This is a genomic window from Actinomadura sp. NTSP31 (assembly GCF_041951385.1).
Classification (GTDB): domain Bacteria; phylum Actinomycetota; class Actinomycetes; order Streptosporangiales; family Streptosporangiaceae; genus Spirillospora; species Spirillospora napierensis.
Genome location: NZ_JBGNUT010000026.1, coordinates 17,520 through 31,396, shown reverse-complemented (window position 1 = coordinate 31,396; position 13,877 = coordinate 17,520). Strand labels below are relative to the sequence as shown.

Sequence of the window (13,877 nt, the reverse complement as noted above, 5' to 3'; positions counted from 1 at the left end):
ATGGGGCGGATCTCGGGCACCACCCGGCTGCTGGCCGTCCTCGGCGACCCGATCGAGCAGGTGCGGGCTCCGGCGCTGGTCAACCCGCTGCTGGACCGGCTCGGCCGGGACGCGGTGCTCGTCCCGGTGCATGTCCGGCCGGCGGACCTCGGCGAGGTGGTCGGCGGGCTGCGGCGGATCGGCAACCTGGACGGCCTGCTGGTCACCGTGCCGCACAAGATCGAGATCTGCCGGTACGCCGACGAGCTGGCGCCGGCGGCGGCGTTCACCGGGAGCTCGAACGCCTTGCGCCGCGAGCCGGACGGGCGCTGGCGCGCCGACAACTTCGACGGCGTCGGTTTCGTCCGCGGGCTGCGGGCGCGCGGCCACGAACCGGAGGGCCGGCGGATCTCGCTGGTGGGCGCGGGCGGGGCGGGGACCGCGCTGGCGGCGGCGCTGCTGGAGAACGGGGCGGCCCGCCTGTCGGTCTGCGACACCGACGCCCGGCGCCTGCACGCGCTGCTCGCCCGCCTCGGCGAGCGCTGGCCGGGCCGCGCGACCGGCTCGGCCGTCCCGCGGGTGGAGGACGCGGACATCGCCGTCAACGCCACCCCGCTCGGGATGCGCGCGGACGACCCGCTGCCGTTCGACCCCTCCCGCGTCCCGCCGGGCGGCGTGGTCGCCGACATCGTCATGAAGCCCGCCGAGACGCGGCTGCTGCGGACCGCGGCGGCGCTCGGGCGCGCCGTCCATCACGGGATCCACACGCTCGATCACCAGCTGGAGTGTTACGCGGCCTACTTCGGCCTCGCGGGTTGACCCGAAATGCAGTCAATACCGATAGAATTAGTATGAAATACCCGCCAAGACGAGACGGTCGACAGGGGGACCCCCTTGCGATTCAGCCTGCTCGGTCCGCTGGAGGTGGTGCGGGACGGCCGGCCCGTCCCGCTCGGAGGGCTCAACCAGCGCGCGGTCCTGGGCTGTCTGCTCCTGCACCCCGGCACCGTGGTGTCCACCGGCGACCTCATCCGCGCCCTGTGGCACGACCCCGTACCGCCCACCGCGCGCAAGATGGTGCAGAACGCCGTCGCCGGAGTGCGCCGCGCGCTTCCCGCCGACGGTTCCTGCACGCTCGAGACCACCTCGCCCGGATACCTGCTCCGCGTCGACCCCGACCTCATCGACGTCACGCGGTTCCACGCGCTGGTGGAGCGCGGCCGCGCCGACTTCCGCGCGGAGCAATGGGAGCCCGCGGCGCGGCGGCTGCGCGAGGCGCTCGCACTGTGGCGCGGCCCCGCGATGGCCGACGTCGTCGAGTCCGTCACCGGGTGGCCCGAGCTGACGGCGCTGGAGGAGGCGCGGCTCGCCGCGCTGGAGGACTGCCTCGAGGCCGAACTCGCCCTCGGCCGCCACCACGAGCTGATCGGCGAGATGACGTCCCTCGTCGACGAGGAGCCCGCACGCGAGCGGCTGTGCGGCCTGCTGATGCTGGCGCTCTACCGCGGGGGGCGCCAGCGCGAGGCGCTCGCGGTCTACCAGGGCCTCCGCGACGTCCTGCGGGACGGCTTCGGGCTCGACCCCGGTCCCGAGCTCCGGCGGTTGGAACGCGACATCCTGACCCAGCACCCGCGGCTCGCCGTCGCGCCGCGGACGGCGCCGGGCATGGTGGACGGCGGGTTCCCCGAGGGCGCCGTGCTTTCCCGCGTGGCGGGCTCCGGCGGCGCGGCGGACCGCCCGGCGACCGCGCCTCCGGCGAGGACGCCCTGCGGCAAGACCGCCGACGCGCACGGCCGGGTCTCCGGCGGCGGCACCGGCGAGCGTCCCGTCTCCGAGCGCAAACGGGCCAGCGTCCTGCTGGTGCGCACCCGCATGGACGTGGTCCACGACGCCTCCGAGTGCGTGGACGAGACGCTCAACGACCTGGCCCACGTCATCGCCGAGGAGGCCCGGCGCTTCGGCGGGGTCGTGCGCGAGACGCTGGGCTCCGTCCGGCCGGTGGTGTTCGGCTTCCCGCAGTCGCACGAGGACGACCCGGAGCGCGCCGTCCGCACGGCCCGCGCCATCCGCGCGCGGATCGCCGACCGCGTCGCGGCGTTCCTCGGCGTCCAGATCGCCGTCGCCACCGGCGACGTCCTCGCGACCTACCGAGACGAGCACGACCCCGCTCCCGCGCATCTGGCGGGAACGGTGCCGCACTCCGCCGAGCGGCTGCTGGCGCGCACCCCGCACGGCGGTATCCAGATCTGCCCCGCGACCGCCCGCGCCGCGGGCCTGCACGCCGCACCACCGGAGGGCGACCCGGCCGGCGGCGTCGCCGTCTCGCCCGGACACGGACCGGTGCCGGGAACGCCCCTCCCGGCGCGTCCCGGCCGGCTGGTGGGCCGGGACCGCGACCTGGAGATCCTCCGCGGCCTGCTCGGCGACGTGCGCCGCAGGCAGCGCCCGCACCTGGTCACCGTCCTCGGCGAGCCCGGCATCGGCAAGAGCCGCCTGATGGCCGAGTTCGCCGCGGAGATTCCGGGATCCGTGCTCGTCGGGCGCACCCCGCCCTACGCGGGCGGGATCCTCGCCCCGCTCGCCGACGCGGTGCGGTCGCGGCCGGACGGCGCGGAGGCGGCCCGGCTGATCGAGCGGCTGCCGGCGGAGGCCGGTGCGGCGGCCTGGCGCCGCCACGTCGCCGACCTCGCGCTGGAGGGCCCTTTGACGATCGTCCTGGAGGATCTGCACCGGGCCGACGCCGCCCTCCTCGACCAGGTCGAGGACCTGACCGAGCAGCTCGCCCGGGTGCCGGTCCTCATCGTGGCGACGGCCCGGCCCGAGCTGCGGCAGCGCCGGGCGGGCTGGGGGTGCGGCAAGCGCGACGTCACCACGCTCACGCTCGACCCGCTGTCCGACGAGGAGGCGCGCGCGCTCCTGCCCTTGCCCGCCGACGCCACGATGCTCAAGCTGGTCGGCGGCAACCCGCGGCACGCCGAGGAGTACGCGCGGGCCGTGCGCGGGCACGCCGGCGACGCCTTCGACGGCGCCTACTACGGAGCGCCCGTCCCCGGGCCGCTGCGCGCGCTCGTCGCCGCCCGGATCGACACGCTGCCGCTTCCCGAGCGGGCCGTCCTGCGGGACGCCACGACCTTCCCGGAGAGCGGGTTCCGGGCCGAGGGCGTGGCCGCTCTGTCCGCCCGTACCACCGAGGAGACCGCCGCGGCCCTGCGCGCCCTGGAACGCAAGGACTTCCTCGTCCGGCGGCCTTCGGACCGTTCCGGCGCGCCGGAGTACGCCATCCGGCAGCCGCTCCTGCGCGAGGTCGCCCACGCCCAGCTGCCGCGCAGCCGGCGGATCGACCGGCACCGGCGCGCCATCGGCTGGGTCCAGACGCTGCCGCCGGACGAGGCCGACCTCCTGATCCACCACTACCGGCTCCTGGTGATCCTCAACTCGCCCGACCTGGCGTTCGACACGGTGCGGCAGGCCCATCACGCGCTCCTCGCCGCCGAGCGCCGGGCCGCGGCGGCGGGCGCCCACGACACCGCCGCCCGGTGCCGGCGCGCCGCCCACGACCTGCGCCGCGGGCGGTCCCACTCCGCGCCGTCCTGGGCTGCGGCGTTGCACCGGCCGCTGCCCCACCGCATGGAGGAGTCACCGGTCGCCACCTACCACTGATCCCGCCGCGCTACCGTCCCGCGGCAGCAGCAGGGCGATCGCCAGCGCGAGCAGGAGCAGCACCGCGCCCGCGGCGAAGCCGATCCGGTAGCCCTGCGTCAGCGCGGCCGGTCCCGCCGCGCCCGAGGCCGCGGCGTGCCGGGTCCCGGCCGCGGCGAGCGCCGCCATGCCCGCGAGCCCCAGCGCTCCGCCGACCTGCTGCGCGGTGCCGATCACCCCGGACCGGACCCCGGAGTCGGCGTCGGACGCGCCGGTCATGGCGAGCGCGGTGGCCGCCGGCAGGACCAGTCCCGCCGAGACGCCGAGCGCCAGCATCGCGGGCAGCACGTCGATCGCGTAGGTGCCCGACGCCGGCGCCCGGGCCAGCCAGCCGAACGCCAGGACGCCGGCGGCGAGCCCGGCCGGCAGGACCCGCCGCACGCCGAACCGGACGATCAGCGGCTCGGCGAGCGCGAGCGAGGTCGCCCCGATCACCGCCGAGGCCAGCAGGTAGGCGAGCCCGGTCTCCAGCGGCCCGAGGCCGAGCACCTCCTGTAGGTACAGCGTCACGAGGTACTGGAAACCGAACATCGCCCCGACGAAAAGCGCCTGCAGCACGTTCCCGCCCGACCAGGCCCGGGAGCGGAACACCGCCAGGTCCAGCAGCGGCGCCGGGGCCAGCCGCTGGCGCAGCACGAAGCCCGCGAGCAGGGCGAGCCCCGCGGCGGCCGGCGCGGCGACTACAGCCGCCCCGGAGCCGCCGGGCCCGAGGGAGCCGACCGCGAAGACCACGAGCATCAGACCCGCGGTGACCAGTGCCGCGCCGAGCAGGTCCGCCCCGGCGCTCCAGCCGATGCCGCGGTCGGGGCGCAGCGTGCGGCGGCCGAAGGTCAGCAGCAGCGCCCCGATCGGCAGGTTGACCAGGAACATCCACGGCCAGCCGAGCAGGTCGGTGAGCACCCCGCCGCCGAGCGCGCCGACCGATCCGCCGCCCGCCGCGACGAACGCGATCACCGTGATGGCCCGGACGCGCTCGCGGCCCTCGGGGAACAGCACCACCGCCATGCCGGTGATGACCGAGCCCGCCATCGCGCAGCCCGCTCCCTGGACGAACCGCGCGGCCACCAGGACCGTCGCGCTGCCGGCCGCGCCGCACACCGCCGACGCCGCGGTGAACACCGCGATGCCGGTGAGGAACACCCGCCGCCGCCCGAGCAGGTCGCCGAGCCGGCCGCACAGCAGCAGGAGCCCGCCGAAGGCGACCAGGTACCCGTTGACGACCCAGGACAGCTGCGCGCCGGCGAGGCCGAGGTCCGCCTGGATCCGCGGCAGCGCCACCGCGACGCCCGTCCCGTCGACGATCAGCATCAGCTGCCCGGTGGCCAGCACCGCCAGGGCCGGCCAGGGGGAGCGCTCCGTCCGCACCGCGGTCTCCGCGACGTCCATCCCGCCTCCCCTTCTACTGCCGCGATCGTGCCACCCGGAACCGAATTCAGAAAGAAGGAACATCGATGTAACCACGGGAAGGAAAAGTGCCTTCTTCCGCCCTTCTCCGGAACTGGTGAAGGATGGGATCACCCGAAGCACAGGGAGTGGAAGAAATGACGAAGATCGCCATTATCGTGGGCAGCACGCGGCCGGGCCGGATCGGGCTCCCGGTGGCGGAGTGGGTGCACCAGGTCGCGTCCAAGCGCACCGAGGCCGAGTACGAGATCGTCGACCTCGCCGAGCAGGGCCTGCCGCTCTACGACGAGCAGATCCCCGCTGCCGTCGGCCAGTACGCCGGCGAGCACACCAAGCGCTGGGCCGGGGTCGTCGCCGGGTACGACGGGTTCCTCGTGATCACGCCGGAGTACAACCACGCGCCGCCCGCCGCGCTGAAGAACGCGTTCGACTTCGTGCACGCCGAGTGGGCGAACAAGGCGGTCGGCTTCGTCGGCTACGGCGCCGTCGGCGCCGCCCGGGCCGTGGAGCAGCTGCGGCTGGTCGCGACCGAGCTGAGCGTGGCGTCGGTCGCCGCGCAGGTCACCCTGCTCATCCCGGGCGACTTCCCGAGCTATCCCGAGTTCGCCCCGCAGGAGTTCCGCGAGGCCGAGCTGGAGCGCGTGCTGAACCAACTGGAGTCCTGGTCGAAGGCGCTGGCCACCGTCCGGGCGTGAGCCCCGCGAGGTGAGGGCGGGCACCCGGTGGGTGCCCGCCCTCGCCGTCGTCCCGCCGGGACGTCACTTCGCGGGCTCGGGCGGGAACGCGATGACCTTGTGCGGGACGATGCGGACGACCACCCGCGAGACGTCGTCCACGTCGTGGACCTCGTCGAGGTACTTCAGCGTGAGCTCGTCGGCCAGCTCCTTGCCGCCGCCTTCCAGGACCTTCGCGGTGCCGCGGATCTCGATCGAGGTGACCGGGTTCCCGATGTCGAACACCGACAGGTTGACCCGCGGGTCGCGGGAGATGTTGCGCTCGGTGCGGCGGCCGGCGTGCGTCACGAACAGCAGGGAGTCGTCCTCGTCGCGCTTGATCAGCACGATCGACGAATGCGGGCTCCCGTCCTCGTTCACGGTGGCGACCACGGGGAAATTCTTGTTGTCGACGAATGCCCGGGTCTTCTCATCGAGTTTCTCAGCCATGCGGCAAAGGTATATTCGGGAACGGTCTCCGGGCTCCCCTGATCACCCCCCTATTCGCCCGGTCCGGGAGGGGCGGCGTCCAGCCACCGGCCGATGACCGCCGCGGCGGCGGCGCCGTCCACGTCCGCCAGTTTCCGCGCGACGAGGCGGCGGGCGCCGGCGGAGGTCTGGCAGCGGAACGGCGGGGCGGCGGACTCCAGCAGGTCCGCGATCGCGGCGGCGACCTCGGCGGCCGTCTGGGTCGCCGGCAGCCCCGGCAGGGTGCCGTGCCGGGCGGCCGCGTTGTCGGCGTACTGCCGCAGCAGCCCCTCGTAAGGCCCCGCCCCGGCGAAGACGCGCGCCCAGTCGGTCTTCCGGACCGCGTCCGTGTCGATCGGCCCCGGCTCCACGACCGACACCGCGACCCCCACGCGCCGCGCCACGGGGGCGAAGCCCTCCAGGATCCCTTCGAGCGCGAACTTCGACCCGGCGTAGGCCTCCTGGAACGGCAGTCCGAGCACGCCCGCGACGCTGCCGACCGCGACGAACCGGCCGCCGCCGGCACGCAGGTGCGGGAGGCTGCTCTTGAGCAGCTTGACCGGGCCGAACACGTTCACCTCGAACATCCTGCGGTAGCTCGCGAGGTCCTCGTTCTCGAACGTGTCGACGCCCGTGACGCCGGCATTGCTGACGACGGCGCGCAGGCCGCCGTGGCGGGCCGCGACGCCGTCCACGAACGGCGGGATCGAGGCTTCGTCGGTGACGTCGAGCTCCGCGACGTCGACCTCCGCGCCGGCTCGGGCGGCGAGCTCGTCGAGGCGCGCGACGCGGTCGCGGGAATGGACGGCCGCCACCACCCGGTGGCCGCGCTCGGCGAGCCTGACGGCCGTGCTCGCCCCGACCCCCGACCCGGCGCCGGTGACGATCACCGCTCCGGCGGTCGGCCGCGCGGTCACGACGCCGCACTCCGCGCCGGGGCGCCGAGACGGGCCTCGATGACGTCCGCGGCCCGCCGCGCGCCGCCGGCGGCGCGCGCGTGCGCCTGCAGCTCCAGCATCCGCCGGACCATGGCGCCGTCCGACGCGACCGCCGCCGCCTCGGCGACGAGCCGGTCCGCGTCCAGTTCGGACGGGTCGATGACGCGGCCCGCGCCCAGTTCGACGGTCCGGTCCGCGTAGGGCAGGAAGTCGGGTGCCGGAGGGACGATGACGACCGGCGTCGCGGTGTACCAGGCCTCGACGAGCGAGCCGCTGCCGCCGTGGGTCACGAACACGTCCGCGTGTTCGAGGACGCTGACGTTGGACACCCAGCGATGGACCTCCACGTTGGGCGCGAGGCCGGCGATCCGCTCGACGTCGGTGTCGGCGAGCCCGTCCCCCACCGTCACGACGACATGCCACGGCTTTCCGGCGAACGCGCGGGCCACCGTCTCGAAGAATCCGGCGTCGCCGTTGCGCACGCTGCCCAGGGACACCAGCGCCACCCGCGCGGCGTCCGGCGGTGGAGTCCAGGTGCCGAGGAAGTCCCGCTTCTCGACGCTCGGCCCGGCGAAGACGACCTGCTCGGGGTCGAAGGTCTCGTACTCCGGCTGCATGCGGGGCGGGACGAACGAGATCGTGAGCTCCCGGACCCGCCGGGTGCTCCACAGGAAGTCCTCGACCTGGTCGCCGAGCCCGAATCCGGCGAGTGCCTCGGTGATCTCCTCCACCGGGTCGGCCAGCCGGTGGCCGGGCGCGAGGCGCTCCATGTGGTCGAAGTAGGAGTAGTGCTCGTTCGACACCACGCTCGGGGTCAGCAGGACGGGCGGCAGCCCCCACATCCTGGACAGGATGCGGCCGGCCTGGAAGGCCGCCTCGTCGTAGGCGACGGCGTCGGGGCGCTCGTCGCCGAAGTGCTCGCGCGCGGCGCGCAGGATCTCCAGGTTCTCGCGGAAGAACGCCCGGGTGGCGGCGGCCGGGTCGTCCTCGGCGAGGCTGGCCAGAGGGTTCAGGGAGGGATAGGTGACGACCTCCGCTCCGAAGCGCCGCACCCGCTCGGCGGGGCCTCCGGCCACCACGTAGGTGATCCGGTGCCCGCGCCGGACGAGCCGGTCGACGAGGTCCAGCTTCGGCAGCACGTGCCCGTTCGAGGGGATGTCGAGGACCAGGATGTGCAAGGTCATGGGATGCTCCGATCCGCCGCGGCGCGGCACGTCAGGGGGCGAGGCCGTACACGTCGCGCGCGGCGGCCTCCGACACCAGCCCGTCGCGGACGTCGGCGAGGACGGCCTCGCGCGACCGTTCCCGGGGGTCGCCGTAGCCGCCGCCACCGGAGGTGTGGATCTCGATGACGTCGCCGCGCTCCAGCACGAGGGTGCTGTTGGTGCGCGGCACCGTGACCCGCCCGTCGCGGTGGCGCACCACGCTGCGGTTCGCCGGGGCGGCCAGGCCGCCCGCCAGGCCGTAGGGCACGGTCTGCTCCAGCGCGCCCGAGCCGATGCAGACGACGGGGACGCCGTCCTGGTCGATGCGCCATCGCGAGAAGCCGCCGAGTCCGCCGCGCCACCGTCCCGCGCCGGCCGAGTCGGTCGCGAAGCCCTGGTGCAGGATGGTCGCGGGCGCGCCCAGCTCGTGCAGCTCGACGTCCACCTCGCGACCGCCGCCCATGGCGACCGGCGGCCCGATGGCGTCCCATCCGTCGCATCCGAGCACGGCGCCAGAGCCGCCTTTGAGCGCGCCGGTGGCGCCGAACGGCCGGCCGGTCCGCTCGTCGATCCCGACGGCGGCGAACGCGTACCCCCGGCACCAGCCCGCGTGGGTGAGCGCCGGGTCGGCGCTGGCCAGCGCCAGCCACACCGCTTCCACGATCGCCTCGCACGCGGTGATCGTGCACAGCGTGGTCGCTGCGGGTTCGACCGCGTGCGCGATCGTGCCCGGCCGGGTCAGCACGTCGATCGCCGAGAGGGCGCCGCTCGTGCGGCGCTGCGCGGGGTCGGTCACCCCGAACAGCGCGACGAGCACCGAGGCCACCGTGTTGGCGCGGGTCGAGTTCGCGTACCCGGTCACCTGCGGGTCGGACCCGGTGAAGTCGAAGGCGGCGCGCTCCCCCGCCACGGTGAGCCGGAGCCGCACCGCGATGGGCTCGCGGTGGTGCTCGCCGCCGTCGTCGAGGTGCCGGACGGCCTCGTACACGCCGTCCGGCCAGCGCGCGATCTCCGACCGCATGTGCCGGGCCGCGGCCGCGAGCTGGAACTTCACCGCCTCCAGGACCGGTTCGACGCCGAACGCGTCGAGCATCGCGATCAGCTCGCGCTCCCCGAGCGCGGCCGCCCCGATCTGGCAGTGCAGATCGCCTTCGACCGCGTCGCGGAGGCGGAGGTTCAGCAGGATGAGGTCCCAGACGTCGTCCTGCCGCTCGCCGCGCCGGTACAGCCGGACGGGCGGGATCCGGAGCGCGTCCTCGTAGCAGTCGCGGGCGCCGGGGTTGTAGCCGAGCTCGCCACTGCCGCCGACGTCGGCGTGGTGGCCCTTCGTCGCGGTCCAGAAGCGGAGCACGCCCCGGTGGAAGACCGGTTTGAGGACGGTCACGTCGGGCGGATGGTTGTTGCCGTGGTACGGGTCGTTGAGCACGAAGACGTCGCCTTCGCCGACGTCCCCGGCGAACTTGGCGAGGATGCCGTCGTAGGCGCTGGGCAGCGACCCGGCGAGGACGGGGATGAAGTCCTTGGTGGCGATCCACGCGCCGTCGGCGTCGAAGATCCCCGTCACGAAGTCGCGGCTCTGGAACGCCGCGGACCGGCAGGACCGCAGCATCGCGTCCGCCATCCGCGCGGCGATGGCGTGCAGCCGGTTGTCGACCACCGAGGCCAGGATCGCCGCGGTCACCGGACCGGCTCCAGCCGCGTGCCCCGCAGTCCCGCCAGCACCTCGGCCCGTTCTCGGTCCGCCGCGAACACCAGCGTGGTGCCGCTCGCGGTGACCTCGAACGCGAACCCGGGCGGGACCACGATGGTGGTGCCCGAGCCGGCCAGCAGTGCGGGCCCCTCCTGGCGCTCGTCCACCGGCAACGACCCGGGGCTCCAGACGGGCACCTCCTGGAAGCCGCCGTCGAACCATGCCCGCTGCACCTTGTCCCCTTCCGCCAGAACAGGCGCGGCCGTCGGTACGTCCGTGGACGACGGCAGGCCGGTGAGCGCACGCGCTTCCAGCCGGACGTTCACGAGTTCCACGGGCGCCTCCGGCTGCGCGAAGCCGTACAGCCGCTCGTGTGCGAGGTGGAAGTCAGCCGTGACCTGGTCGAGCGCCGCAGCGTCGACGAACGCGCCGGGCCGGAGCGGCACCGTCACCTCGTGGACCTGGCCGACGTACCGGACATCGGCCAGCCGGGTGAACCGGAAGCTCGAAGGCGACGCCGCGTCGTCCAGGGCCAGGTCCGCCTTCGCGCCGTCCTCCAGCCCGGCGAACGCGGCGGCGACCTCGTCCGGGTCGGTGCCGGTGGCGCGCGGGTCGCGCCCGCGCCCGAGCAGCGTGTGCACGTGGTAGCGGACCAGGTCGGCGCGGAGCATGCCGCGCGCGCAGAGCACCGAGGCGCCCGCCGGGACCACGACCAGCGGGATCCCCAGGTCCCGGGCGAGCTCCACCGCGTGCACCGGACCGGCGCCGCCGGCCGCGACGAGCGCGAGCCGGCGCGGGTCCAGTCCGTGCCGGGCGATCGCGAGCCGCAGGCTGTCGGCCATCTCCGCGTCGACGGCGCGGCGGACGCCCGCCGCCGTCTCGATCGTCCCGGACCCGAGGCGCCGCCCCAGGTCCCCGATCGCGCGGCCCGCCAGGGCGGCCGACGGTTCGAGGCCGTCCCCGAACCCGCCCGCGAGATGCCCGAGGAGGAGGTCGGCGTCGGTGACCGTCGCGTCCCGGCCGCCGCGCCCGTAGCAGGCCGGACCCGGGTCCGCTCCGGCGCTGGCCGGGCCGACGCGCAGCAGCCCGCCGGGGGTCGTCCAGCCGACCGAGCCGCCGCCCGCGCCGATCGTGGCGATGTCGAGCATCGGCACCGAGACGGGGTGGCCCGCCGGCTCGGCCCGCGTGGTGATCCCGGTGGCGCCGCCCGACGACAGGCTGACCTCGAAGCTCGTCCCGCCCATGTCGATCGTCATGGCCTCGGGCACGCCCAGTTCGGCGACGATGCGCGCGACGGCGGCGGGCGCGCCCGCCGGCCCCGACAGGAGCGTGTTCACGGCCCGCTCGGCGGCCCGGTCCAGGTCCACGACCCCGCCGTTGGACTGGACGATCAGCACCCGGCCGGTGTGGCCGAGGTCCGCCAGACGCCGCGCCAGGCGGTCCAGATGGTCGCGCAGCACCGGGCCGACGTAGGCGTTGAGCACCGTGGTCGAGGTGCGTTCGTACAGCCGCACCTCGGGCGCCACCCGCGACGACACCGACAGGAACACCCCGGGCAGTTCCGCCGCGAGGATCCCGGCCGCCCGCCGCTCGTGCGCGTCGTTGAGGTAGGAGAAGGCGAAAGCCACGGCCACCGCCTCGACGCCGGCGTCCCGGAACCGCCGCGCAACCCGCCGCACGCCCTCCTCGTCCAGCGGCGCCGTCACCTCGCCGGTGCGGTCCACCCGCTCCCGGACGGTCTCGATCAGGTGGCGGGGCACGAGCGGCGGGGGCGGTGCCGACCGCGAGTCGAACTGCTCGGCCCGTGATCCCTGCCGCGCGAGCAGGACGTCGCGCAGGCCCTCGGTCGCCAGCAGCCCGGTCCGCGCGCCCGTGGCGGTGACCAGCGCGTTGGTGGTGATGGTCGTGCCGTGCACGATGACGCCGGTGCGGGCGAGCAGCCCGGCGAGCGGCAGCCCCGCCTTCTCCGCGAGGCCGCGGAGGCCCGCGACGACCCCGTCCGCCGGCTCGTCCGGCGTGGAGCCGGTCTTGTGGTCCAGCTCCACGCCGTCCGGGCCGAGCAGCGCCAGATCGGTGAACGTGCCCCCGACGTCCACGGCGATGCGGTAGGTCACGACAGCCAGACGTCCTGAAGGGTGGGCAGCCGCGAGTCGGCGTCGAGGGCGAAGCCGTGCACCTTCTTGCCGACCGCGACGACGGCGGTGTCCTCCACCAGCGGGGTGAACAGTCCCTCGCCGATGATGCGCTGCTGGGCGTCGGCCAGGATCTTGTTGCGGGCCGCCTCGTCGGTGGTGGTCGCCTGCTTCGCCAGGAGCGGCTGCAACGGGGCGTCCTGGACGTTGTAGAAGTTCGGCGGCGCGGTGCTGAACGTGCCGAGCAGGCTCACCCCGGCGTCCAGGCCGCCGGCGACGCCGGACAGGAACAGGTCCCACTTGTGCGCCTTCAGCGCCTCCACCGACTGGGCGGCGGTCGCGAGCTGCGGCTTCAGCTCCACGCCGATCTTCTTGTACTGGGCGGTGACGAGCTCGACCAGCGGCTGGTCCCACGGGTTGCCGCGGTTGAGCCAGCCGAGCGTCAGGGTGAGGCGCTTGCCGCCCTTGGCCCGGATGCCGTCGCCGCCCGGTGCCCAGCCGGCCTGGTCCAGGAGCGCCGCCGCGGCCTTCTGGTCCGGTTTGAGGAGCGCGCTCTCGTCCGCGTGGCCCACGACGGCGCCGGTGACGACGCTGTCCGGCACGCCCCACTCGGGGGTGAGCAGCGTGTCGCGGATCTGCTTGGTGTCGACGGCCTTCACCAGCGCCTGCCGGACGGCCGCGTCGTCCAGCGGCGCGCGGTCGGCTCCGGTCACCACCAGGCCTTCGGCGAGCCGGGGGTTGCGCTGCGCGACGATGGCGAACCCGGCCGCGCGGACCGGCGCGATGTCGGAGGGGTTGAGCGCGCCGGCGAGCTGCACCTGGCCGGTCTTGAGCGCGCCGGTGCGGACGCTCGGCTCGGTGATCACCTTGTAGACGACCTTGTCGAGGTAGGCGTCCCCGGCGTGCCTGGCGGTCTGCGGGCCCCACGTGTAGCCCTTGCGCTTGGTGAGCACCACCTGGCTGTTCCGGGTGTAGGACTGGAGCACGAACGGGCCCGTCCCGACGACCTTGTCGTAGCGGTCGTCGAGCGGCAGCGCGAGCGTCTTCGGCGCGAGGACGCCGAAGGCGGTGCCCGCCGCCCAGAGCGGCCAGGTCGGGTACGGCTTGGCGAAGTGCTGGACGACCGTGTGCTCGTCGGGCGCGTCGGTCCCCTTGTAGCCGCCCTGCTCCAGGAGCGAGACGGACGTGGAGCCCGCGGACTTGGCCTTGTTGGCGATGATGTCGTCGAAGTTGTCCTTGACGACCTTCGCCGTCAGCGGCGTGCCGTCGGAGAAGGTGACGCCGCCGCGCAGCTTGAAGGTGAACTCGGTGGCGTCGGCGTTGGCCTTGAACGACTCGGCGAGCCAGGGCACGGGCTTCTTGGTGGCCGGGTCGAGCGCGAGCAGCGAGTCGACGATGGGCCGCGACACCTCGCGGACGAGGGGCGTGACGGCGCGCGGGTCGATGGTGACCGGGTCGCCGCCGAGCGCGACGGTGAGGGTGCCGCCGGCCTTGGGCGGGCCGCCCGCCTTGGAGCCCTCGCCGGACGAGCCGCCACCGCACGCGGCCAGCAGCAGCGCCGCGGACGCGGCGGCCGACGCGAGTCTCAGTTTTCCGACCGTTTTTACCTGGAACACGGTTCGGTTCTCCTTGTCGTGGTGATCGGCCGC

10 protein-coding genes are annotated in these 13,877 nt (G+C 74.7%); 3 read left to right on the top strand and 7 right to left on the bottom strand.

The genetic code is table 11. The annotated features are described in order from the left end of the window. Complete coding sequence (locus ACA514_RS34585; protein WP_375045476.1) at positions 1 to 798, top strand: shikimate dehydrogenase family protein; 798 nt, start codon at positions 1 to 3, stop codon at positions 796 to 798. A 75-nt stretch (positions 799 to 873) separates the two neighbouring features. Further along, the gene (locus tag ACA514_RS34580; protein ID WP_375045475.1) at positions 874 to 3,639 is read left to right on the top strand and encodes a BTAD domain-containing putative transcriptional regulator; all 2,766 of its coding nucleotides are present in this window, start codon (positions 874 to 876) and stop codon (positions 3,637 to 3,639) included. Here ACA514_RS34580 and ACA514_RS34575 read toward each other — a convergent pair. Further along, positions 3,616 to 5,064, bottom strand: coding sequence for an MFS transporter (locus ACA514_RS34575; protein WP_375045474.1), 1,449 nt, complete (start codon positions 5,062 to 5,064; stop codon positions 3,616 to 3,618). The genes ACA514_RS34580 and ACA514_RS34575 overlap by 24 nt on opposite strands. A 155-nt stretch (positions 5,065 to 5,219) precedes the next feature. Between ACA514_RS34575 and ACA514_RS34570 the strand changes: the two genes are divergently transcribed. Beyond that, positions 5,220 to 5,777, top strand: coding sequence for an NADPH-dependent FMN reductase (locus tag ACA514_RS34570; RefSeq protein WP_375045473.1), 558 nt, complete (start codon positions 5,220 to 5,222; stop codon positions 5,775 to 5,777). Positions 5,778 to 5,840: 63 nt separating this feature from the next. On the opposite strand, the gene ACA514_RS34565 is transcribed toward ACA514_RS34570, so the two are convergent. From ACA514_RS34565 to ACA514_RS34540, 6 genes are read right to left on the bottom strand one after another with little or no spacing between them, the layout of a single operon-like run. Further along, positions 5,841 to 6,245: a TIGR03618 family F420-dependent PPOX class oxidoreductase gene (locus ACA514_RS34565; protein ID WP_375045472.1), complete on the bottom strand. Its 405-nt coding sequence runs from the start codon at positions 6,243 to 6,245 to the stop codon at positions 5,841 to 5,843. A 50-nt stretch (positions 6,246 to 6,295) separates the two neighbouring features. After that, positions 6,296 to 7,180 (bottom strand): SDR family NAD(P)-dependent oxidoreductase, encoded by an 885-nt coding sequence (locus ACA514_RS34560; protein ID WP_375045471.1) that lies wholly within the window; start codon positions 7,178 to 7,180, stop codon positions 6,296 to 6,298. Further along, entirely contained in the window at positions 7,177 to 8,385 is a 1,209-nt protein-coding gene (locus tag ACA514_RS34555) for a macrolide family glycosyltransferase (protein ID WP_375045470.1), read from the bottom strand. Before ACA514_RS34555 ends, ACA514_RS34560 begins: the two co-directional genes overlap by 4 nt. A gap of 31 nt (positions 8,386 to 8,416) precedes the next feature. Then, the gene (locus ACA514_RS34550; RefSeq protein ID WP_375045469.1) at positions 8,417 to 10,087 is read right to left on the bottom strand and encodes a hydantoinase B/oxoprolinase family protein; all 1,671 of its coding nucleotides are present in this window, start codon (positions 10,085 to 10,087) and stop codon (positions 8,417 to 8,419) included. Next, positions 10,084 to 12,210: a hydantoinase/oxoprolinase family protein gene (locus tag ACA514_RS34545; RefSeq protein WP_375045468.1), complete on the bottom strand. Its 2,127-nt coding sequence runs from the start codon at positions 12,208 to 12,210 to the stop codon at positions 10,084 to 10,086. The genes ACA514_RS34550 and ACA514_RS34545 overlap by 4 nt, the downstream gene beginning before the upstream one ends. Continuing rightward, entirely contained in the window at positions 12,207 to 13,844 is a 1,638-nt protein-coding gene (locus tag ACA514_RS34540) for an ABC transporter substrate-binding protein (RefSeq protein WP_375045467.1), read from the bottom strand. Before ACA514_RS34540 ends, ACA514_RS34545 begins: the two co-directional genes overlap by 4 nt. Positions 13,845 to 13,877: the final 33 nt, after the last annotated feature.